Consider the following 21,256-nt stretch of genomic DNA (forward strand, 5'->3'; position numbering starts at 1 on the left):
TTTGACTCTTGAGAACACACAATGAAAACCCTGCTTCTGGTCGATGGCTCCAGTTATTTATACCGCGCGTTTCATGCCATGCCGGATTTGCGCAACTCGGCCAACGAGCCAGTCGGGGCGATTCAAGGCGTGCTGAATATGTTGCGGCGCCTGCACAAGGACTATCCTTCTGACTATAGCGCCTGTGTGTTTGACGCCAAGGGCAAAACCTTCCGCGACGATCTCTATCCTGAATACAAAGCCAACCGCGCCAGCATGCCGGACGATTTGCGCGTGCAGATTGAACCGCTATACGAAACCATCCGCGCGATGGGCTGGCCGCTGATTATTGAAGAAGGCGTTGAAGCCGACGATGTGATTGGCGCACTGGCCAAGCAGGCCGAAAAAGAAGGTATCCGCACCATTATCTCGACTGGCGATAAAGACATCACGCAACTGGTGAATGAAAATATTACCGTGGTCAACACCATGCGTGATGCCTTCCGTAAAACCGATGATGTATTGGATATTGCCGGGGTGGAAAACAAATTTGGCATCCCGCCCAGCAAAATTATCGACTACCTGACATTGGTCGGTGACAGTGTAGACAATGTGCCTGGGGTCGAAAAAGTCGGCCCAAAAACGGCCGTTAAATGGCTGACAGAATATGGCTCTCTCGACAACATTGTTGCCAATGCCGACAACATTAAAGGCGTGGTCGGCGAAAACTTGCGCAAAGCCCTACCCTGGTTACCCACGGCACGCGAATTGATCACTATCCGCTGTGATATCGGTATCCGTGAGCATTTTGATGAACTGATCCCCAAAGCCCCGGACAAGCCTGCACTCCTCGCGCTGTTTGACCATTTTGAGTTCAGAAGCTGGAAGCGTGACTTAGACAAATTGCCAGACGGTGCCATAGCACCGTTGATTGAAAATCCGGCCCTACCGACCGTCGAGGAGCTTAGCGGACAAGCCGGTGGCGATTACTCGCCGGATACGCGACGGCTTTACCAGACCATTTTATCGGATAGTGAACTGGAACCGTGGCTCACCAAACTGGAACAAGCCGCCCTGCTTTGTTTTGACACTGAGACGACCTCACTGGACCCCATGCAAGCCAAAATTGTCGGCGTCTCGTTCAGCGTCACGCCGGGGGAAGCGGCTTACATCCCGCTCACCCATGATTACTTTGATGCGCCTGCGCAACTGGCTTTGACGGCGACCCTGGCCAAACTTAAGCCCATCCTTGAAAACCCGAACATTAAAAAAGTCGGCCAGAACCTCAAATATGATATGCATGTGCTGGCCAATCATGGCATCACGCTGCAAGGCATTGCGCACGACACCCTGTTGCAATCGTATGTGTTTGAGAGCCACAAAGGGCATGGCATGGATGAGCTCAGCGAGCGCCATCTGGGCATTGCCCCCATCAGCTACGAAAGCGTGGCGGGCAAAGGCGCAAAACAAGTGTCGTTCAGCCAGGTCACCGTCGAGGTGGCTGCCGAATATGCCGCGGAAGACGCCGACATCACGCTGCAACTGCATCAGGCCCTGTACCCGCAAGTGACAGTCTCGGACAAACTGCGCTTTATTTATGAGCAGGTAGAAATGCCCAGCATGCAAGTGTTGCAACGCATGGAGCGCAACGGCGTGTTGATCGACAGCCACATGCTCAACCGCCAGAGCAATGAAATTGGCCTGCGTTTGATGGAGATTGAAAAACAGGCGTATGAGCTGGCCGGACAACCGTTTAACCTGGGTTCGCCCAAGCAGTTGCAAGAAATCCTGTTTGGCAAACTGGGCATCAAACCCTTGAAAAAAACGCCTTCTGGCGCCCCCAGTACCGACGAAGATGTATTGCAAGAGCTGGCGCTGGATTACCCGTTGCCCAAGGTAATCTTGGAGCACCGCAGCCTGGCCAAGCTGAAATCCACCTACACCGACAAGTTGCCGAAAATGATCAACGCGCAAACCGGGCGCGTGCATACCAACTACAACCAGGCGGTGGCGATTACCGGACGGCTGGCCAGCTCGGACCCCAACCTGCAAAACATTCCGGTGCGCACCGCCGAAGGCCGACGCATCCGCGAAGCTTTTATCGCCCCGCCCGGCAGCCAGATCATCTCGGCGGACTATTCGCAGATTGAGCTGCGCATCATGGCGCATCTCTCACAAGATGCCGGGATGCTGACGGCCTTTGCCAATAACGAAGACATCCATCGCGCCACGGCCGCAGAAATTTTTGGCGTGGACAAAGCGGCCGTAGATAACGAGCAGCGACGCTATGCCAAAGTGATTAACTTTGGCCTCATCTATGGCATGAGCGCGTTTGGCCTGGCGCAAAACCTCAATATTGAGCGCGGCGCGGCGGCCAATTACATTGAACGCTATTTTGCGCGTTACCCCGGTGTCAAAGCCTATATGGAAAACACGCGCGCACTGGCCAAGCAGCAAGGCTATGTCGAAACCTACTTCGGCAGACGCTTGTGGGTGCCTGAAATCAACAGCGCTAACGTACAAAGAAGAAACGGCGCCGAACGCGCCGCCATTAATGCCCCCATGCAAGGCACGGCGGCCGACCTGATCAAACTGGCAATGATCGCCGTCGACCAATGGCTGACCGAGCAAAAACTGCAGACCAAACTCATCATGCAGGTGCACGATGAACTGGTGCTGGAAGTGCCTGAACATGAACTGGCATTAGTCAAACAGACCTTGCCCGTGCTCATGCAAGAAGTGGCAACCTTATCAGTGCCGTTACTAGCCGAGGTCGGCGTGGGCAACAACTGGGAGAGCGCCCACTAGACAGTCGCCTGACTTACGGTCAATATGAGCCTATCTTTTTTAACTGTGGAGCTTGGGCATGAAATCATTAGCGATGGTAGGCATTATATTGATTGCAGTCGGCGCAGCTGGTCTGATTTTCAAAGGGTTTAGTTACGAGAGCAAAGAGACCGTGGCAAAAATCGGCTCTTTAGAGGCCAATGCAGAGATCACCAAAGAGGTGGAAGTCCCGCAAGCGCTTAGCCTGATTGTGATTGCGGCGGGGGCTGCCTTGTTGATCATCGGTCTGAAAAAATAAATCCTCAAGTCAGGGTAGGCGCGGCGCTATCTGGACGTTTGCAGTGAGTGAGTCAGCTGAATCTGACAGGTTTTTCCTAGATGGGCTGACAGATGACAGGCGCAACTGTGCTTAGCATAGAGCTTCATCATAACAACAGGGGAGTACACACATGCTTTGGACAATTGTTGTAGGGATTATCGCGGGCTGGTTGGCAGGCTTGATCATGAAAGGCGATGGCTTTGGCCTGATTTGGGATTTGGTGCTTGGTATTGCCGGGGCAGTGGTCGGCGGCTGGCTGTTTGGCCTGCTGGGCTTGAGTGCCAGTGGTGGCATGATAGGCAGCATTATCGTCGCCACCATCGGTGCCGTCTTCCTGATTTTTATTTCCCGCCTGCTCAGGTCGGCATAAAGCAGCATTCACCCTTACTGCAGTACAGCCTAGCTGGAAAAGATGACTTTTCCAGCTTCGCCTTTTTTGGCCTGATACATCGCATTATCCGCCTTCTGCAGTAAGGCTTCGATGTCGTCGGCCGTTTTAGGCCAGTCATAGGCGATACCTATACTACAGCCTACCGCGATCTCCTGACCCGATTGCAACTTGATGGGCTGACTGATGCTCTCGACCAGCTTGCCTGCAACCATGCGGGCCAACTCTTCCGGCTGGGAGGCAAAGGTCAGCAAAATGACAAACTCATCCCCGCCAAAACGACACACCATATCTTCTTCGCGCAACACATCAGGTAATCGTTGTGCGATGGCCATCAACACTTCATCGCCCACAGGATGGCCATGGGTATCGTTGACGGCTTTAAACCCATCGAGATCCACGAATAATAAAATAATGCCCCGTTGCGGCTGACTGCTTTGAAGCTGGCTGACAATGCCATGCATCATACTGAGCATGCCGCGCCGGTTGAACAAGCCGGTCAGCGGATCTTCGGTCAACAGTTTCTCTAGGGCGTTTTGCTGCTGGCGAAATACGGTTAAATCCATCAAAAAACTGATACAAAAATCCAGCTCATCTTCAATCACACGGGTCAGTGCAATCCGCAATGGAATTTCGCGCCCATCCGCATGTATCCCGTGACGCTCAGCGACCACTTTTCCAGCCTGGTCATGTTGCCTGCGTTTGCGCGAGAGCGTGCTGAGCTGCTTCCAGTCGGGGATCATTTTGCCAAGCGAACGGCCCACGATTGCCTGCGACTGAACGCCAAACATCGCCTCAAAAGCGCGATTCACCATCTGGATATGCCCCTTGGCATCCGTAATCACAATGGCGTCTATCGCGTGCTGAAAGATCACGCGCATTTGATGCTCCCTGAACTGTAACTCGCGGGCCAATTGCCGCTGCCGACTAATCATGGTTTGCGCCAGAATAGCGCCTAGCAAGGTCACCAAGCCCATGGTGACCAGCAAGGACAAATACAGCCGGTCTACGGTGGGCACAGGCTCATCAAACTGTATGGGGCCACTAAAGCTGGCCGCAGCCATGCCCAGATAGTGCATGCTGGTAATGGCAGCCGCCATGACCAGGCCGCTGAACAAATGGCGCCAGGGCCGCAGTCGCCGCAAACGGGTACAGCGTTGATGAAACCACAACGCCAGAATGGCTAGCATCACTGCTGAGCACACGGACACTAGCACCAGCCATGGATTAAACGCCATGACAGCAGCCGTTTGCATGGCCAGCATGCCGGTGTAATGCATCACCCCGATGCCCAGGCCGATCAAGGCGCCGCTAATGGTTAAATCGTAAGGAGATTTTCTTGCTTGCGCCACCCATTGCATGGATGCCCAGGAGGCAACAAATGCCGGCAGTAAGGAGAGCAAGGTGATGACCAGCTCGTAACGCACCGTGGCACACAGCTCGAAAGCTAGCATGCCAATAAAATGCATGCCCCACACTGCCGATCCCATTGCCAGGCCACCGCCAAGCATAGTCAAGTGACGGTCGCGCTTAAGTTTGAATTGCTGGGAGACCTCGGCCAGATGGATGGCAATCACAGAGGCCGTGAGTGCGATCAGGTAGGACAAGGCGACCATCGAGGGTTCATAGCGAGATGAAAGGATGGTGTCTGCTGGACTCACAAAATCAAAGAGAAAACTGTTCAATGGATTTCTTTCGATAATGTACTGATCACTGACTGAAAAGCTGGCTAGGCCAGCACGCAATGGGTCAAAACCACATCAAAGCACTTGCACACTGACGCGCTCACCAGACCGCAAAAGTGCTGCCGCAATGGCTATGCTGTGAATTTTCAGCAATTGCTTGGTATTATGCTGCTGTTAAAACGCTCACTCAAAATTAATTTACTCAATATAACATGCGCCAATTTGGGATTTATATCATCGGTGACGAGATCCTGTCCGGCAAGCGCCAGGATGCCCATCTCAGCAAGGTCATTGCGCTTCTGTCTGCCCGCGGCTTGCAACTGAGCTGGGCGCATTTTATCGGCGATATCCCCGAGCAAATCACGCAGTTGCTCAAGGCCAGTATGGCGCGCGGCGAGATTGTGTTTAGCTTTGGTGGCATCGGCGCCACCCCGGATGACTACACCCGCCAATGTGCAGCCGCGGCTGCCGGGGTACCGATTGAGCGACATGCAGGCGCCGTTGCCAATATTGAAGCGCAATATGGGGAAGCGGCTTACCCTAAACGCGTGCTTATGGCTGACTTTCCACAAGGCTGTGAGCTCATCCCCAACCCGATTAACCGCGTGGCCGGATTCAGCATTCACGAGCATTACTTTGTGCCCGGCTTTCCAGAAATGGCGCACCCGATGGTGGAATGGGTGCTGGACACCTATTACAGTCACCTGTTTCATGGCCAGGACTATCTGGAGCAAGCCATTGTCGTCACTGAGGCAGGCGAAAGCGACTTGATTGACTTGATGAACAGCATGCTGAGCCGTTATCCCATGCTCAAGTTGTTCAGCTTGCCGCGCACCAACCAGCGCCGCACCACGGAAGTCGGTCTCAAGGGCGAAAGTGCGCATGTGCTTGCAGCCATGCTGGAGCTGAAGGCTGGCGTGTCTGAATTAGGCTACCCCTGGGTGGATGTTTAACCTCGAATGGACTGCCGCCCTCACTGCGGAGCCTGCTGCATTGCCCCGTCTATCAACAGCCCGATTCCCGGCATGCCACAGGGCAAGCCCGCGGGTGTACCCTGCATACAGCTTGATGACCAGTTGCGATGCAAATTGTTTGGTAAGCCGGAGCGGCCAGCATTTTGCGGCGGCTTAAGTCCCAGCCTCGAAATGTGCGGAGAAACGCGTGAACAGGCGATTACCTGGCTAAGCTGGCTTGAAGCCGAAACGCAGCCAAGGTAAAGCAGTTTCAGCCAGCAGACTGATCAATGGTATATTGCAGCCATTCAAAAAAATATTCAGTCAGTAGCAAGCATGAACCATCAAGCACTCTCTTCCTTTATCTGGTCGGTCGCCGACCTGCTTCGTGGCGACTACAAACAATCCGAATATGGCCGCGTGATCTTGCCTTTTACTGTATTGCGCCGCTTGGATTGCGTGCTAGAAGCGACCAAGCCTGCGGTACTGGCCGAGTTTGATGCCAAAACCAAGGCGGGCATTAATCCAGAGCCATTTTTGTTACGCAAAGCCGGACAAAGCTTTTACAACACCTCCCCGCTCGACCTGGTGAAACTGCTAGGTGACCAAGACCATATCCGCCAAAATCTTTACGCCTATGTGCAAGCCTTTTCACCAGCAGCACGTGATATTTTTGAGCGCTTTGATTTTTATACGCAAGTTGAGCGCCTGGCCAAGGCTAACCTGCTTTACCTGGTCACCGAAAAATTCGCCAATATCGACCTGCACCCAGAGGCGGTCGATAACGCCAGTATGGGTGGCGTATTTGAAGAGCTGATTCGCAAGTTTGCTGAAATCTCCAACGAAACCGCCGGTGAGCACTTTACGCCGCGCGAAGTCATCCGCCTCATGGTCAACCTGATTTTTATTGAAGATGACCATGTGCTCACCCCTGGCAACGCCGTGGTACGCACCATTTATGACCCCACAGCGGGTACAGGCGGCATGCTCTCCACCGCAAGTGAGCACCTGCTGGCGCACAACCCGCAAGCGCGGCTTAACATGTTTGGGCAAGAACTCAACGACGAGTCTTACGCCATCTGCAAGGCCGATATGCTGATTAAAGGCCAGCCGGTAGAAAACATTGTGTCTGGTAACACGCTGAGTGAAGACGGCCACCTGCACACCAAGTTTGACTACATGCTCTCCAATCCGCCGTTTGGTGTGGAATGGAAAAAGGTCGAAAAAGCCGTGCGGCAAGAACACGAGCAAAAAGGCTTTGATGGCCGCTTTGGCCCTGGCCTGCCACGCGTGAGTGATGGCTCCATGCTGTTTCTCATGCACCTGCTCTCAAAAATGCGCCCGGCGCAAGAAGGCGGTAGCCGTTTTGGCATCGTGCTTAACGGCTCGCCATTATTCACCGGCGGCGCAGGCAGTGGCGAGAGCGAAATTCGCCGTTATGTGCTTGAGAATGACCTGGTTGAAGCCATCATAGGTCTACCCACCGATATGTTTTACAACACCGGCATTGCCACTTATGTGTGGATACTCTCCAACAAAAAACCAGCCGCTAAAAAAGGCAAACTCCAGTTGATTGATGCCAGCAGCTACTGGCAAAAAATGCGCAAAAGCCTGGGTTCAAAACGCAAAGAGATGAGCGATGACCATATTGCCACCGTGACCAAACTATTCGGCGACTTTATTGAAGCCGAGCAAGTCAGCGTGTTTGACGCGCAAGGCAAACTCATTGGCGAACCGCAGTTAGTCGCCACAGGTAGCGCACTGCCCAAAGCGCCAGAAGGCGGCAAACTCAAACGCGTACCTATCTCACGCATTTTCAAAAACCAGGACTTTGGCTACACCACCATCACCGTAGAGCGCCCACTCAAAGACGAGGCAGGCAACCCCATATTAGGCAGCAAAGGCAAACTCAAAGGCAAACCGCAACCAGACAGCGCACTGCGTGATACCGAGAACGTACCGCTCAATGAAAATATCCAGGCCTACTTTAAACGCGAAGTGCTCCCCCATGCGCCCGATGCCTGGATAGACGAAGAAAAAAGCAAAGTCGGTTACGAAATCCCCTTTAACCGCCAGTTTTACGTGTTTGAGCCGCCACGAAGCTTGCACGAGATTGATGAAGAACTGAAAGCGGTGTCGGCCAATATCATGAGGATGTTGGGGGAGTTGGCAGAATGAGTTTGCCGAAGTATGAGGAGTACAAAGACAGCGCAATCCCGTGGCTTGGTAAAATTCCTGAGCACTGGGAAGTCACAAAGACGAAGTATGTTTGCTCCTTCTCTACTGGATGGACGCCTCCCACAGGAGACACTTCATCATATGAGGGGGAAAATCTCTGGGCAAACATTTCCGATCTCGGTGCGAAGACCATAATAGATACGGCAAAGAGAATTAGTGACGCAGCGGCTTTAAAATCGGGTATTGAGCTCTCGCCAGAAGGCAGTCTGCTGTTCAGTTTCAAATTATCGATTGGTCAAGTCTCGTTCGCTGGCTGTGACATGTTCACAAATGAAGCAATTGCAACCTTCAGAGGCTCAGATGAACTAGCCTTACCATTTGCATACTATGCATTTCCGTTATTCCTAGTGCAGAACGCATCAGAAAACATTTATGGAGCAAAACTTCTCAATCAGGAACTAATTCGAGGCGCAGCTTACGCACTTCCTCCAATTGAAGAACAAACTGCCATCGCAGCCTTCCTTGACCGTGAAACCGCCAAAATTGACGCGCTGATTGCCGAGCAGGAAAAGCTTATCGCCCTGCTGGCCGAAAAACGCCAGGCCTCCATCTCCCTCGCCGTCACCCGCGGCCTCAACCCCAATGCCCCGATGAAGGATTCTGGCGTAGCATGGCTGGGTAAGGTGCCAGAGCATTGGGAGATGAAGCGCCTTCGCTTTGTCGCCGAGTTAAATCCATCTAAATCCGAAATTGCACACTATGATCGTGCGACTTTAGTTTCATTCCTGCCAATGGAGGCAATTGGTGATGATGGATCGTTAAGTCTGGAACGATTGCGACCTATAGCAGAAGTCGAGACGGGCTATACCTATTTTAGAGATGGAGACGTGACATTGGCAAAAATTACTCCATGCTTTGAAAATGGCAAAGGTGCGCTGATGCAGGGCTTACACGGCGGAATAGGGTTCGGCACAACAGAACTGATTGTTGCGCGCCCTATGAAGAGAGAAGTTACCGGTGAGTTGTTGAACTGGATATTTCGTTCACCCAACTTCCGACAGCAGGCGGAATCCAGCATGTATGGCGCAGGAGGCCAGAAACGCGTCCCTGATGATTTTGTTCGTGATTTTGTTTGGGCTTTTCCCTCGTCTGATGAACAAGTCGTGATATCAAAATTTCTTGATGGCGAAACTCAAAAACTTGATCAGCTAGACATTGAATCAAGGCGTGCGATTATGCTTCTCAAAGAACGTCGCAGTGCCCTTATCGCCGCTGCCGTCACCGGCCAGATCGATGTACGCGGATTGGTTGAATCTCGACCAAATTAACCCAGCGGTTATATACGTTGCCTTTTCGGCAACAACCATTGCCAAATGCGCAACACACAAAACCACGTAGCACCGTAAAGCTTGCCAACCCTCTGTTTATATGCAATATTCGCAATTCGCGAATTACGAATATTGGCTCTCATGGAACTCAAACCTCAAGACTTACTGGTGTTATTGAAAGTGGCGGCGAACCCGTCACAGCCATGGACTTATGCTGCGCTGGGTGAGGCCCTCTCAATGAGCGCCTCTGAGACGCATGCCAGCGTCAAACGTGCCGTGGCGGCGGGCCTGGCAGTAGCGCCTTCGCGCGGCAAATGGTCGCCAGTGCGTGCCAGTTTGCTTGAGTTTATCTTACATGGTGTGCGCTATGTGTGGCCAGCCACACCCGGACCAGTCAAGCGCGGTGTACCCACTGCGTTTGGTGCCGAGCCACTAGCGAGCAAACTCTCGGTTGCCGCCGGTGAAGCACCCGTGTGGGCTCACCCAGCAGGCAATGCAAAAGGCCCTACTCTTTCGCCACTCTACCGCACCGCACCGCAAGCCGCGCTGGCTGATCCGGCGTTGCATCGCCTGCTGGCCTTGCTAGATGCACTACGCACTGGGCGGGCACGCGAACGTGCACTGGCCGCTGAGTTAATAGAGGCAGAACTGATGCAGTTGGGCAGCGGCAGCAACGATGTGAGCTAATAATGCAGACTAATAATGCGGACTAGCGACCCTAACTTGCCTGACTTGCGCCTGATTGCCGCAGCCTTGGGGGATTTGCGCCAAGAGGTGGTGTTTGTGGGTGGCGCAGTCGCTGGTTTGCTAGTGACCGACCCGCTCGCTGACAGCGTGCGCGCTACACGGGATGTGGATGCCATCGTCAATGCCAACCGTGCTGCCTTTTACCGCATTGAGGAGCAAGTGGCAGCACGCGGTTTTGTGCGCGACGCCAGTAGCGATGTGATTTGCCGCTGGGTGCACAAAGCGTCCGGCGTTGTGTTTGACCTAATGCCCGTGCAGCCTGAAGTACTGGGCTTTTCTAACCGCTGGTATGCTTATGCGGTAGAGACGGCTGAGCCGGTTGATTTGGGTGATGGCACAAGCATCCGCCTGGTGAGCGCCACTGCCTTTGTTGCCACCAAGCTAGAGGCCTTTACCAGCCGAGGCGCTTGGGACTTTATGAGCAGCCACGACCTGGAAGATGTGCTGAATATTGTGGATGGCCGTGAAGAACTTGTTGCGGAAATGGCCGCGGCACCTGCTGCGCTAAGAGAGGCAGTAGCAGGGATATTTGCAACGCTTTTAGCAAACGAAAACTTCTTGAACGCTCTGCCCGGCTTGATTGCCGAGCCTGAGCGCGTTGAAATTGTACTTATGCGCTTGAAGGAATTAAGTGTATGAACCTGCATCAAGAACACCACTTTGAGCGCGAAATCTGTGCGCATTTAGCTGCAAACGGCTGGCTGTATGCCGAAGGCGATGCCGCGCAGTTTGACCAAACCAACGGCTTGTTTTTGCCCGATTTGTTAGCCTGGGTGGAGAGTACACAGCCTGAAAGCTGGCAGCGCCTGAGCAAAACCCATGGTGCCGCATTACCGCAAGTGCTGGCCGAGCGCATCCGCAAAAACCTGAATGAGCGCGGCACGCTGGATGTGTTGCGCCGAGGAGTGGAAATGCTGGGTTTGCTTGAGCCGCTGGCGCTGGCGCAGTTTAAGCCTGCATTAGCCATTAACCCGGCGATTCAAGCAAAGTATGCGGCCAACCGCTTACGTATCGTGCGACAGGTAAAGCACTCACCCAATCACCCGCATGACGCACTCGATTTGGTGTTATTTCTCAACGGTATTGCCGTGGCCACGGCGGAGCTAAAAAGCAATTTCACCCAAAGCGTGCAGGATGCGGTTGACCAATACCGCTATGACCGCCACCCGCAGCCCAAAGGCGGTATGCCAGAACCTATATTGGGCTTTCCTGGTGGGGCACTGGTACATTTTGCCGTGAGCCAGAGCGAGGTGATGATGACCACACGGCTGGCTGGCCCGAGCACTTTCTTTTTGCCGTTTAACCGTGGCAACAACGGTGCGGCTGGCAATGTGCCGAATCCTGAAGGTTTTGCGACGGCATATTTGTGGGAAGAAGTATGGGCACGCGAAAGCTGGCTGGATATTTTGCATCGTTACCTGATCGGCAAACGCGACGATAAAAAACAGCTTCAAACAGTGATTTTTCCACGTTATCACCAGCTGGACGCCACACGCAAACTGGTGGCCGATGTGCTGGAGAACGGTGCCGGTGAGCGATATTTAATCCAGCATTCTGCAGGCTCTGGCAAAACCAACTCCATTGCCTGGACAGCGCATTTTCTGGCGGACTTGCACGATGCGCAGCACAACAAGTTATTCGATAGCGTATTAGTGGTAAGTGACCGCACGGTGTTGGATGCTCAGTTGCAAGAGGCGATTTTTGACTTTGAACGCACGACCGGCGTGGTGGCGAGCATTAACAATGAGCATGGCAGCAAAAGTTCGGCGTTACGAGAAGCACTGAATGCTGGCAAGAAAATTATCGTCTGCACGATTCAAACTTTTCCGGCTGCCATGGCTGCTGCCCAAGAGTTGGCTGCCACGGATGGCAAACGTTTTGCTGTGATTGCAGATGAGGCACATAGCTCGCAAACGGGTGAAGCGGCGGCCAAGCTCAAGCAATTATTATCGGCAGAAGAATGGGCAGAGCTGCAGGATGGCGGCGAAGTGGATACCGAGGCACTGCTCACTGCGCAAATGGAAGCCCGCGCGGGCGTCAAAGGATTGACCTATATCGCTTTTACCGCGACGCCCAAAGCGAAAACGCTGGAGTTATTTGGCCGCAAAGGCGAGGATGGTTTACCGCAGCCGTTTCATGTCTACTCTATGCGTCAGGCCATTGAGGAGGGGTTTATCCTGGATGTACTGAAAAATTACACCAGCTATAAACTAGCGTTCAAACTGGCTCATGATGGTCAGGAGTGGGATGACAAACAGGTCGAACGCAGTACAGCCATGAAGGGCCTGATGCAATGGGTGCGGCTACATCCTTATAACATCGCCAGCAAGGTGCAGATTGTGGTTGAGCACTTTCGCGAGAACGTACAGCCGCTATTGGCAGGCAAGGCCAAAGCCATGATCGTGGTGGGCTCACGCCGTGAAGCGGTGCGCTGGCAGAAAGCCATCCGCGCTTACATCGCCAAGCAGAATTATCCGCTGGGCGTACTGGTTGCTTTTTCAGGCGAAGTGAATGACCCAGAAAGTTTTCCCGAGGCAGTCACCGAGACTAGCCAACAGCTCAATCCAGGCTTACGTGGCCGCGATATCCGCGAAGTGTTCAAAGAACCGAGTTATCACCTTTTACTGGTCGCAAACAAGTTCCAGACCGGTTTTGACCAACCGCTACTGTGTGGCATGTATGTAGACAAAATGCTGGGCGGGATTCAGGCAGTACAAACCTTATCGCGCTTGAACCGCGCACATCCAGGTAAGGACACGACTTACATCCTGGATTTCGTGAATGAACCGGCAGAAATCCTCAAAGCGTTTAAAACCTACTTTGATACGGCAGAACTTGAAGCTGTCACTGATCCGCATCAAGTCTATGACCTGCGTGCCAAACTTGATGCCACCGGCTATTACGATGAGTTTGAAGTGGAGCGGGTTGCCAAAGTCGACCTGGACCCCGGCGGCACTCAAAAGCAGTTGGATGCTGCGATTGCACCCGTGGCTGAGCGCCTGTTGAAACGTTACAAGGCTGCACAGCAGGACAAAGCTACCGCGGAGGAACAACAAAACGATAAGGCAGCCCAAACGGCTAAAGAGCAACTGGATGCCCTGTTGTTATTTAAGAACGATATGGGCGCTTATATCCGCCTGTATGCTTTTTTAAGTCAGATTTTTGATTACGGCAACACAGCGATTGAAAAGCGTTTTTTATTTTATAAACGTCTAATGCCATTGCTTGAGTTTGGCCGTGAGCGAGACACAGTGGACTTATCCAAAGTAGTGCTGACCCACCACAGCTTAAAAAACCGTGGCAAACAGCCGATGAGCCTGCATACCGACGGCAGCTATAAATTGGCCCCCATGGATGCTGTGGGCAGTGGGAGTGTGCAGCAAAAACAACAGGCCTATCTTGCTGAAATTATTGATAAGGTGAATGGTTTGTTTGTGGGTGAACTCACCGATGACGACCAGCTCGTTTACGTGAATGGCGTGCTTAAAGGAAAGTTGCTGGAAAATGACACGCTGGTTAAGCAAGCAGCCAGCAACAGTAAATCACAGTTTGACAGCTCGCCAGACCTGAAAGAAGCATTGATGCATGCCATCATGGACACGCACGAGGCGCATCAACTGATGAGCACACAGGCACTTAACTCCACCCGTGTGAGGGAAGCGTTACTTGATATATTGCTTGGGCCGGGGCAGCTATATCAAGCGCTCAGGGCAAAATCTGACCGCGGGATTTCAGATGGATCGCGTGTTTAAAGCCTGCTGATCCAGCTTGCTGAATTAAACCTGCTTGCGATAAGCCCTGCGCATGAGCCAGAGCCCTGCCAGAATCATAGGCACGCAGAGCCATTGCCCCATGCTGAGCCCCAGCGATAGCAGGCCCAAGAAGCTATCTGGCTCGCGCGTAAACTCAACCAGAAAACGGAAGCTGCCGTAACAGAGCAAGAACATGGCGGACACTGCACCGATGGGTCGTTTTTTGCCCGCAAAACACCAGAGAATCACAAACAGCGCGATCCCCTCTAGTGCAAACTCGTAGAGCTGCGAAGGATGCCTTGCCAACTGATCGACGGCTGGGAACACCATGCCCCAATCCGCATGGGTAGGCCGCCCCCATAACTCGCCATTGATAAAATTACCCAGTCTGCCTGCCCCCAGGCCAATCGGCACGAGCGGCGCCACAAAGTCCATCAATTGCAACCAAATCACGCCGCGCTTGCGGGCAAACAAGGCCATGGCCACCATGACGCCAATAAAGCCACCATGAAATGACATGCCCCCTTGCCACAGGGCAAAGATTTCCAGCGGATGTTGCAGGAAATAACTGGGCTGGTAAAACACCACATAGCCTAACCGCCCACCCAGCACGACACCGAGCGCGATGTAAAACAGCATGTCGTCCGGGTCACGCGCCTGCCAGGGCGAGTTTGGGTCCAGTTTACGCAACCGGTTGACCTGATACTGCCCCAACCACAGGCCACCAAAAAAACCGATCAGGTACATCAAACCATACCAGTGGATACCAAAACTGCCGATTTGTAATGCGATGGGGTTAAAGCCCGGATGGGTAAACATGCCGTATCACCGTGAAAAAAACTGCATTATAACTGCTGACCCGACCAGCGCAGGCAAACAGAGACTAAAAGCCACTCAATCACTGCATGCACCTATTATTCAATCCAGGTTGGATACGCTTGGCGACATGCGCCAGACGGCCAGAAAACTGATCAAGGCCATGCTGGAGAGATAAGCCCCTACCCAGGTCAAGCCACCCTGATTGACCAGAGATTGAGCAATGGCAGGTGCGAAGGAGGCACCCAGAATACCACCCAGCTGATAGCTGAGCCCTGCCCCGCTGTAACGCACAGCAACCGGGAACTGCTGTGGCAGAAAAGCGCCCATGGGGGCAAAAGTGACGCCCATTAAAAACAGCGCCGCAAACAGAAAAACCAGGATCAGCCCGCTATCCGCACTGCCTAGTAAGGGCGCCAGGGCAAATCCCAGTAATACGGCCAGACCTTGTCCGAGCATCAGCACAGGTCGCTGGCCAACCTTGTCTGACCACCAGGCAGCCAGTGGCGTCGCGGTGGCCATGCCTAGCACAGCGATACACAGCATCCCCAGAAAAACCGGGCGCGCAATGTGCAAGGTTTGCGTGCCATAACTCAGGCAAAACACCGTCGCCGTATAAAACAGGTGATAACACACCCCCATGGCCAGCGCACCGAGCACAATGGCACGTCCATGCGTGACCAACAGCGCCTTAAGCGGCCAGCGATGCAACTCTTTTGAAGACTGTGCCTGCGCGAATGCGGGCGTTTCAGCCAGCTTGAAGCGGACATATAGCCCGACCATGACCAGCGCCGCACTGACGATAAACGGCACGCGCCAGCCCCACTGCTCAAATTGTGTCTCCGTTAGCCCCAGAGTTAAGGCCAAAAAGGTCAAGGTTGCGAGTAAAAAGCCGATCGAAGGCCCCAGTTGCGGAAACATACCAAACCAGCTGCGACGATGTACGGGCGCATATTCAGTTGCCAGTAAGGCTGCCCCTGCCCATTCGCCGCCCAAGCCTATACCTTGACCAAACCGCAACAGACAAAGCAGCGCCGGCGCCCACAGCCCCCATTGATCGTAGCCTGGCAAGACGCCAATCAGAAACGTCGAGCAGCCCATGACCAGCAACGACGCGGCCAGGGTGGATTTGCGGCCGAGACGGTCACCAAAATGACCAAACAGCAAAGCCCCCAGTGGCCGTGCAATAAACGCCAGACCAAAGGTCAGCAAGGCATTTAACGATTGCACCGCTGGCGCGCTGGCGGGGAAAAAGACCTGGCCGATCACCAGCGCTGCCGCCATGGCATAAATATAAAAATCGTAAAATTCGATGGCTGTACCAATGAAACTGGCAAAGGCAATATGACCAATTGAAACTCTGCTCATGATTTTATGCTCCCGCTATATCGTCGAGTATGCTCACTAAGGATATCTCTGTGGAGTACCTCACAACAAAAAGCCGGAGTATCATCCCCGGCTTTTACTGAACTCAAGACTGTATCTTAGTAAATCTGAGCTTTGATTAACACAAGAAAATCTTCGAGGTCTTTGTCTAATGCCAACCACCACCTAAAACTTTATAGAGCGTCAATTGACTGGTTGCCTCATTTAACTGCAGCGCTACCAATGTTTGCTGTGCATTATAGTAAGCTCTTTGCGCATCCAACACAGCCAAATAACTATCAAAACCACCTTCGTAGCGATTAGTTGCCAATTTTAGAGCCTGCTCAGTCGCAGCGACCATAGCACGCTGTGATGTTAGTTGCCCTTGCAAGCCCTCTCTCTCGGCAAATACATCAGCTACTTCTCTAAAAGCGGTCTGAATCGTTTTATCATATTTGGCAAGCAGAATTTGTTTATTTTGCTCGGCAGATTTAACACGTGACTGAATGCCTCCTATCGGGAAAATAGGGACACTCACCTGGGGAATAAATGTCCACAAATTACCTCTGCCATCGCCATTAAACAATCCACCCAAGCTAGAGCTAGAGTAACCTGCGCTTGTACTGAGCGTAATGGTAGGAAAATATGCAGCCCTGGCTGCACCAATGTTAGCATTTGCACCTTTTAGCAAATGTTCTGCAGCTTGAACGTCAGGCCGTTGCTGCAGAATCTCGGAGGTCACATTTTTCGGCAACTCAGCGTAAGCAGTTACCATGTTCAATTGAGGAGGTGGCAACAATTGCTTAGGCACACTGGCACCAACCAACAGATTCAGTGCATTTAAATCCTTGTTAACAATGGTTTGATAATTTGCAACCGAAACCTTTGCACTGTCTACTGTCGTCTGCAACTGCGTCAGACTTAACATATCTATGCCACCCAAATCGAACGACTTTTGATTGATATCATAAGTTGCCTGCTGACTTTGCAATGTTTTCTTGGCAATATCCAATCGCATCATATCAGCCGCCATAGTAAGCCAGGCATTCGCCACCTCACCAATCAAGCTAATTTGAGTACTTTTTTGAGTTTCTTCATCGGCATAGAATGTCTGTAGTGCCTGTTCATTTAAGTTTCTAATACGCCCAAATAAATCAAGCTCATAAGCACTAAAACCAATCGTCGCACGATAAACACGCGAAATCTTGCCACCATTACTTGTGGCCCCTAGGTTAGAGACATTGCCACTGGCGTTACTAGGCCCTGCAAAAGAAACCCCCGTATTTGCATTTCCATAATAGGCCATTTGAGAGCCATTACCCATGACTGAAGGGTATAAGTTATAAGTCTGAATCTGATACAACGTTCTCGCATTTTCAATATTCAATGCGGCCACTCTTAAATCACGGTTATTCTCGAGTGCCATCTGAACAACTTGTTTGAGCCTGTCATCAGCAATAAACTTTTTCCACTCAAGGTCGCTGAAGGCCTTTAGATCGGACTGCCCCTGGCCCAATGATACAGGAATAGGCGCATCCGGCTTTTTATAAAAAGGCGCCAAATCAATACAACCAGATAAGGATAATATGACCAATAGCACCAAACTCTTTTTAAGTATGTTCATTCTCGATATACCTAGTTAATTCTTGTTTGTCCCCTGGATTGACTCTTTCTTGAATCATCAAGATTCAACCCAGAACGTTGTGAGCGCTGGCCTATGAAACTTAAGGGCCAGACACTCTTTAAAACAATCCACGATAAGCTGCTACGCTCTTCATTGTGCAGAAGCATCTTCTTCCACATGACCATGGTGACGCACTTTTTTCTCACTGGTCAGCCAGGTAAAGAACAATGGGATAAAGATGGTGGCAATAAAGGTTGCAAGCAACATGCCGCCGAAGACGCCTGTCCCCATGGATTGACGCGCTGCGGCACCCGCACCGGTCGCAAACACCAGTGGAATAATCCCCAGCACAAACGCCATGGAGGTCATCACAATCGGTCTGAAGCGCAAGCGGGCGGCTTCAAGCGCAGCTTCAGCCAACGGCATGCCCTCTTCCATTTTTTGCGAGGCAAATTCCACAATCAGGATGGCGTTTTTAGCCGCCAGACCAATCAGCGTAATCAGGCCAATCTGGAAGTAGATGTCGTTGTTCATGCCACGCGTCAACACTGCCAGCAAGGCACCTGTCATCGCAAACGGGATCGCCATGATCACTGCCAGCGGCAAGGACCAGGTTTCAAACTGTGCCGCCAGGATCAGGAACACCATAATGGTGGCGAAGCCAAAGGCCACCAGCGCAGCCGAACCGGTCCGCTTTTCCTGATAAGCCTGACCAGTCCAGGCAATCTGGTAGCCATCCGGCAAGTTTTCCTTGGCGATTTTTTCCACCAGCTTGATCGCATCGCCAGAGCTCACGCCGGGCGCACCGCTACCGAACACTTTGGCAGACAGCAGGCCATTGTAGCGTTCAAGCTGTTCGGCACCGACGATGTTGCTGACTTTTGCCAGTGCAGACATCGGCACCATATTGCCATTCGGATTATCATCCGTCGGCTGGCTACGTACATACACCTTCCCCAAGTCTTCAGGCTTCATGCGGTAACCCGCCTCGGCTTGCAACTGCACGCGGTAAGTCCGGCCATTACGGTTAAAGTCGTTGACATAGAGCGAGCCCATGGTGCTCTGCAAGGTCGCGTAAATATCCGCAATTTTCACATTCTGTGACAAGGCTTTGGCTTCATCCACCTCAATGTACAACTGCGGTACGGTCGGCCGGAAGAAACTATTAATCTGTGTCAGTTGCGGATTGGCACGCATCGCATCCATAAAGTTGTTCATGACTTGCGCCAGTTTGATGGGATCCGTATCCCCATGACTCTGCACATAGACCTCAAAACCGCCCGCAGAACCCAAACCACGAATCGCTGGCGGGTTCACGGCAAAGCCCATGCCATCCGGCTGACTCATGCCTATGCCGATCAACTTTCCAACCATCTGGTCGGCATTGGTAGTACGCTTTTCCCAATCCGTCATACGGACAAACATGGTCGCCGCATTCGTTTTGTTGGCGCCGGTAAGCAATTCAAAGCCATTCACCGCAAATTCATGCGCAGTGGCAGGATCTTTCGCAACCGCTGACCGGATGTTTTCCATGGTCTGGGAAGTCCGCTTCAAGGTAGCGCCATCTGGCATCACCACAATGCTAATGACGTAGCCCTGATCTTCTGGCGGCACAAATCCACCAGGCACGGTACGGAACAGGAAGATCATCACCACCAGCATGGCCCCAAATACGATGGCACCAATCAGTTTGTGACGTAAGGTCAAGCGGACGGTGCCCGTGTACAAGTTGGTCAACCGGCCAAAGCCCTGGTTAAACTTCCTGAAAAAAGCATTTTCGTGATGACCGCCACTCTTCAGAATCATGGCACATAAAGCAGGGGTCAGCGTTAACGCCACCACGCCTGAAATGACCACAGCAATGGCCACAGTGACCGCGAACTGACGATAGAGCTGCCCGGCAATGCCGCCCTGGAATGCCACAGGAACAAACACTGCGCACAGGACCAGTACAATCGCCACCACCGCCGCTTGCACTTGTGCGATAGACTTAATCGCCGCATGCAGCGGGTTCAAGCCTTCCTCTTTCATCAAACGCTCGGTGTTCTCAAGCACCACGATCGCATCATCCACCACAATGCCGATGGCCAGAATCATGGCAAACAGAGTCAGCAGGTTGATCGAGAAGCCGAACACATACAAGCCGGCAAACGTACCAACAATCGAAATCGGCACTGCAATCATCGGAATGAGGGTTGCGCGCCAGCTTTGCAGGAACAGGAACACCACGATCACGACCAGTACCAGCGCCTCACCAAAGGTATGGAACACTTCTTTGATGGTGGCTTTCACAAAGTCACTGGTGTCATAAGGAATGTTGTATTCCATGCCTTGCGGGAATTTGGCTTTTAACTCTTCCACCTTGGCCTTGATCGCATTGGCGGTATCCAGTGCATTGGCACCGGTCTGTAAAAAGACCGGCATTGCCACACCGGCCTGGCCATCGAGTGCAGAAGTCACGTTATAGCTTTGTGCGCCCAACTCGATGCGTGCCACATCTTTCAGGTGCAAGACACCGTTGGGGCCTTGCGCACGCAAAATAATGTTGCCGAACTCTTCAGGGTCAATCAACCGTCCTTTAGCTGTCACGGTAAATGACAATTGCTGATCAGGCAAAGCGGGCTCAGCACCGATCTTGCCTGCGGCATACTGCGCGTTTTGTGCGCTGATGGCCGCAGAAACATCGCTGGTAGACACCCCCAGTTGCGCCATGCGGTCAGGACGCAACCAGACACGCATGGAGTAATCTTGCCCACCAAAAATGGTGACATCGCCCACGCCCTTGATGCGCTTGAATTCATCCAGCAAATTCAAGGTGGCGTAGTTACTCAGGAACAAACGATTATGGTCTTTGTTTTTCGAGGTGAGCATCACGACCAGCAGGATGTCATTCGAACGTTTTTGAACCACAACCCCGGTCCGGCGTACATCTTCGGGCAAACGCGGCAACGCAATGTTCACACGGTTACTGACGTTAAAGGTCGCCTGGTTGACATCGGTACCGACATCAAATGTGGCGGTAATGGTTAAAGTACCACTGCTGTCAGAGCTAGAGTTAAAGTAAAGCAGGTTTTCCACACCACTTAGCTGCTCCTCAATCGGGGCAGCCACGGTTTTTGACAGTGTTTCTGCGCTGGCACCAGGATAGCTGGCCGTAATCAGCACCGTAGGGGGTGCAATTTGCGGATATTGGGCAATCGGCAACTGGAATGCCGCTGCGAGACCTGCCAACACGATGATGATAGACAGCACGCTGGCAAAAATCGGGCGTGTGATAAAAAATCGGGTCATATCGTTTTCCCTGAGACGGGCCTGGTACATGCCCAGGCCCTTGG

General features: G+C 52.5%; 15 protein-coding genes. 10 read left to right on the forward strand and 5 right to left on the reverse strand.

Features of this window, described 5'->3' with window-relative positions:
- The first annotated feature begins 21 nt into the window (after window positions 1–21).
- The 3 genes from polA to ACT53C_RS01110 all read left to right on the forward strand — a co-directional run bounded on the left by polA (window position 22) and on the right by ACT53C_RS01110 (window position 3,455).
- Window positions 22–2,787, forward strand: coding sequence for a DNA polymerase I (polA, locus tag ACT53C_RS01100; RefSeq protein ID WP_476144417.1), 2,766 nt, complete (start codon window positions 22–24; stop codon window positions 2,785–2,787).
- 58 nt (window positions 2,788–2,845) lie between these two features.
- Window positions 2,846–3,064 (forward strand): hypothetical protein, encoded by a 219-nt coding sequence (locus tag ACT53C_RS01105; RefSeq protein ID WP_228518837.1) that lies wholly within the window; start codon window positions 2,846–2,848, stop codon window positions 3,062–3,064.
- Between the two features lie 151 nt (window positions 3,065–3,215).
- Window positions 3,216–3,455 (forward strand): GlsB/YeaQ/YmgE family stress response membrane protein, encoded by a 240-nt coding sequence (locus tag ACT53C_RS01110; protein ID WP_194748688.1) that lies wholly within the window; start codon window positions 3,216–3,218, stop codon window positions 3,453–3,455.
- A gap of 29 nt (window positions 3,456–3,484) precedes the next feature.
- Here the strand turns inward: ACT53C_RS01110 and ACT53C_RS01115 are convergent, their stop codons facing one another.
- Window positions 3,485–5,158 (reverse strand): MHYT domain-containing protein, encoded by a 1,674-nt coding sequence (locus tag ACT53C_RS01115; protein ID WP_476144419.1) that lies wholly within the window; start codon window positions 5,156–5,158, stop codon window positions 3,485–3,487.
- Between the two features lie 212 nt (window positions 5,159–5,370).
- Here ACT53C_RS01115 and ACT53C_RS01120 point away from each other — a divergent pair, with 212 nt between their 5' ends.
- The 7 genes from ACT53C_RS01120 to ACT53C_RS01150 all read left to right on the forward strand — a co-directional run bounded on the left by ACT53C_RS01120 (window position 5,371) and on the right by ACT53C_RS01150 (window position 14,116).
- On the forward strand, window positions 5,371–6,111 hold the full coding sequence (locus ACT53C_RS01120) for a competence/damage-inducible protein A (RefSeq protein WP_476144420.1): 741 nt from the start codon (window positions 5,371–5,373) through the stop codon (window positions 6,109–6,111).
- Window positions 6,112–6,117: 6 nt separating this feature from the next.
- Window positions 6,118–6,375 carry a YkgJ family cysteine cluster protein gene (locus ACT53C_RS01125; RefSeq protein WP_476144421.1) on the forward strand — a complete coding sequence of 86 codons (258 nt, stop codon included), beginning with the start codon at window positions 6,118–6,120 and terminating at the stop codon, window positions 6,373–6,375.
- A gap of 72 nt (window positions 6,376–6,447) precedes the next feature.
- The gene (locus ACT53C_RS01130; protein WP_476144423.1) at window positions 6,448–8,289 is read left to right on the forward strand and encodes a type I restriction-modification system subunit M; all 1,842 of its coding nucleotides are present in this window, start codon (window positions 6,448–6,450) and stop codon (window positions 8,287–8,289) included.
- Window positions 8,286–9,617 carry a restriction endonuclease subunit S gene (locus ACT53C_RS01135; protein ID WP_476144425.1) on the forward strand — a complete coding sequence of 444 codons (1,332 nt, stop codon included), beginning with the start codon at window positions 8,286–8,288 and terminating at the stop codon, window positions 9,615–9,617. The genes ACT53C_RS01130 and ACT53C_RS01135 overlap by 4 nt, the downstream gene beginning before the upstream one ends.
- 141 nt (window positions 9,618–9,758) lie before the next feature.
- Complete coding sequence (locus tag ACT53C_RS01140) at window positions 9,759–10,304, forward strand: hypothetical protein (protein ID WP_476144426.1); 546 nt, start codon at window positions 9,759–9,761, stop codon at window positions 10,302–10,304.
- A gap of 15 nt (window positions 10,305–10,319) precedes the next feature.
- Complete coding sequence (locus tag ACT53C_RS01145; RefSeq protein ID WP_476144428.1) at window positions 10,320–11,003, forward strand: hypothetical protein; 684 nt, start codon at window positions 10,320–10,322, stop codon at window positions 11,001–11,003.
- Window positions 11,000–14,116, forward strand: a complete 3,117-nt coding sequence (locus ACT53C_RS01150) for a type I restriction endonuclease subunit R (protein WP_476144429.1) — start codon at window positions 11,000–11,002, stop codon at window positions 14,114–14,116. Before ACT53C_RS01145 ends, ACT53C_RS01150 begins: the two co-directional genes overlap by 4 nt.
- A gap of 24 nt (window positions 14,117–14,140) precedes the next feature.
- On the opposite strand, the gene lgt is transcribed toward ACT53C_RS01150, so the two are convergent.
- From lgt to ACT53C_RS01170, 4 genes are all read right to left on the reverse strand, one after another.
- Window positions 14,141–14,935, reverse strand: coding sequence for a prolipoprotein diacylglyceryl transferase (gene lgt, locus ACT53C_RS01155; RefSeq protein ID WP_476144430.1), 795 nt, complete (start codon window positions 14,933–14,935; stop codon window positions 14,141–14,143).
- 99 nt (window positions 14,936–15,034) lie between these two features.
- Complete coding sequence (locus ACT53C_RS01160; protein ID WP_476144431.1) at window positions 15,035–16,300, reverse strand: MFS transporter; 1,266 nt, start codon at window positions 16,298–16,300, stop codon at window positions 15,035–15,037.
- A gap of 166 nt (window positions 16,301–16,466) precedes the next feature.
- Complete coding sequence (locus ACT53C_RS01165) at window positions 16,467–17,921, reverse strand: efflux transporter outer membrane subunit (protein WP_476144432.1); 1,455 nt, start codon at window positions 17,919–17,921, stop codon at window positions 16,467–16,469.
- A 150-nt stretch (window positions 17,922–18,071) separates the two neighbouring features.
- A complete protein-coding gene (locus ACT53C_RS01170; protein WP_476144433.1) occupies window positions 18,072–21,212 on the reverse strand; it encodes an efflux RND transporter permease subunit in 3,141 nt (1,046 codons plus the stop codon).
- Window positions 21,213–21,256: the final 44 nt, after the last annotated feature.

The organism is Methylophilus sp. DMC14 (assembly GCF_056314085.1).

What these genes read in the sequence shown, in the direction of transcription:
- ACT53C_RS01110 (WP_194748688.1), top strand. Translation starts at nt 3,216, where the DNA reads ATGCTTTGGACAATTGTTGTAGGGATTATCGCGGGCTGGTTGGCAGGC.
- ACT53C_RS01170 (WP_476144433.1), bottom strand. Translation starts at nt 21,212, where the DNA reads ATGACCCGATTTTTTATCACACGCCCGATTTTTGCCAGCGTGCTGTCT.
- ACT53C_RS01145 (WP_476144428.1), top strand. Translation starts at nt 10,320, where the DNA reads ATGCGGACTAGCGACCCTAACTTGCCTGACTTGCGCCTGATTGCCGCA.
- polA (WP_476144417.1), top strand. Translation starts at nt 22, where the DNA reads ATGAAAACCCTGCTTCTGGTCGATGGCTCCAGTTATTTATACCGCGCG.
- ACT53C_RS01150 (WP_476144429.1), top strand. Translation starts at nt 11,000, where the DNA reads ATGAACCTGCATCAAGAACACCACTTTGAGCGCGAAATCTGTGCGCAT.
- lgt (WP_476144430.1), bottom strand. Translation starts at nt 14,935, where the DNA reads ATGTTTACCCATCCGGGCTTTAACCCCATCGCATTACAAATCGGCAGT.
- ACT53C_RS01135 (WP_476144425.1), top strand. Translation starts at nt 8,286, where the DNA reads ATGAGTTTGCCGAAGTATGAGGAGTACAAAGACAGCGCAATCCCGTGG.
- ACT53C_RS01160 (WP_476144431.1), bottom strand. Translation starts at nt 16,300, where the DNA reads ATGAGCAGAGTTTCAATTGGTCATATTGCCTTTGCCAGTTTCATTGGT.
- ACT53C_RS01105 (WP_228518837.1), top strand. Translation starts at nt 2,846, where the DNA reads ATGAAATCATTAGCGATGGTAGGCATTATATTGATTGCAGTCGGCGCA.
- ACT53C_RS01165 (WP_476144432.1), bottom strand. Translation starts at nt 17,921, where the DNA reads ATGAACATACTTAAAAAGAGTTTGGTGCTATTGGTCATATTATCCTTA.
- ACT53C_RS01140 (WP_476144426.1), top strand. Translation starts at nt 9,759, where the DNA reads ATGGAACTCAAACCTCAAGACTTACTGGTGTTATTGAAAGTGGCGGCG.
- ACT53C_RS01120 (WP_476144420.1), top strand. Translation starts at nt 5,371, where the DNA reads ATGCGCCAATTTGGGATTTATATCATCGGTGACGAGATCCTGTCCGGC.
- ACT53C_RS01125 (WP_476144421.1), top strand. Translation starts at nt 6,118, where the DNA reads ATGGACTGCCGCCCTCACTGCGGAGCCTGCTGCATTGCCCCGTCTATC.
- ACT53C_RS01130 (WP_476144423.1), top strand. Translation starts at nt 6,448, where the DNA reads ATGAACCATCAAGCACTCTCTTCCTTTATCTGGTCGGTCGCCGACCTG.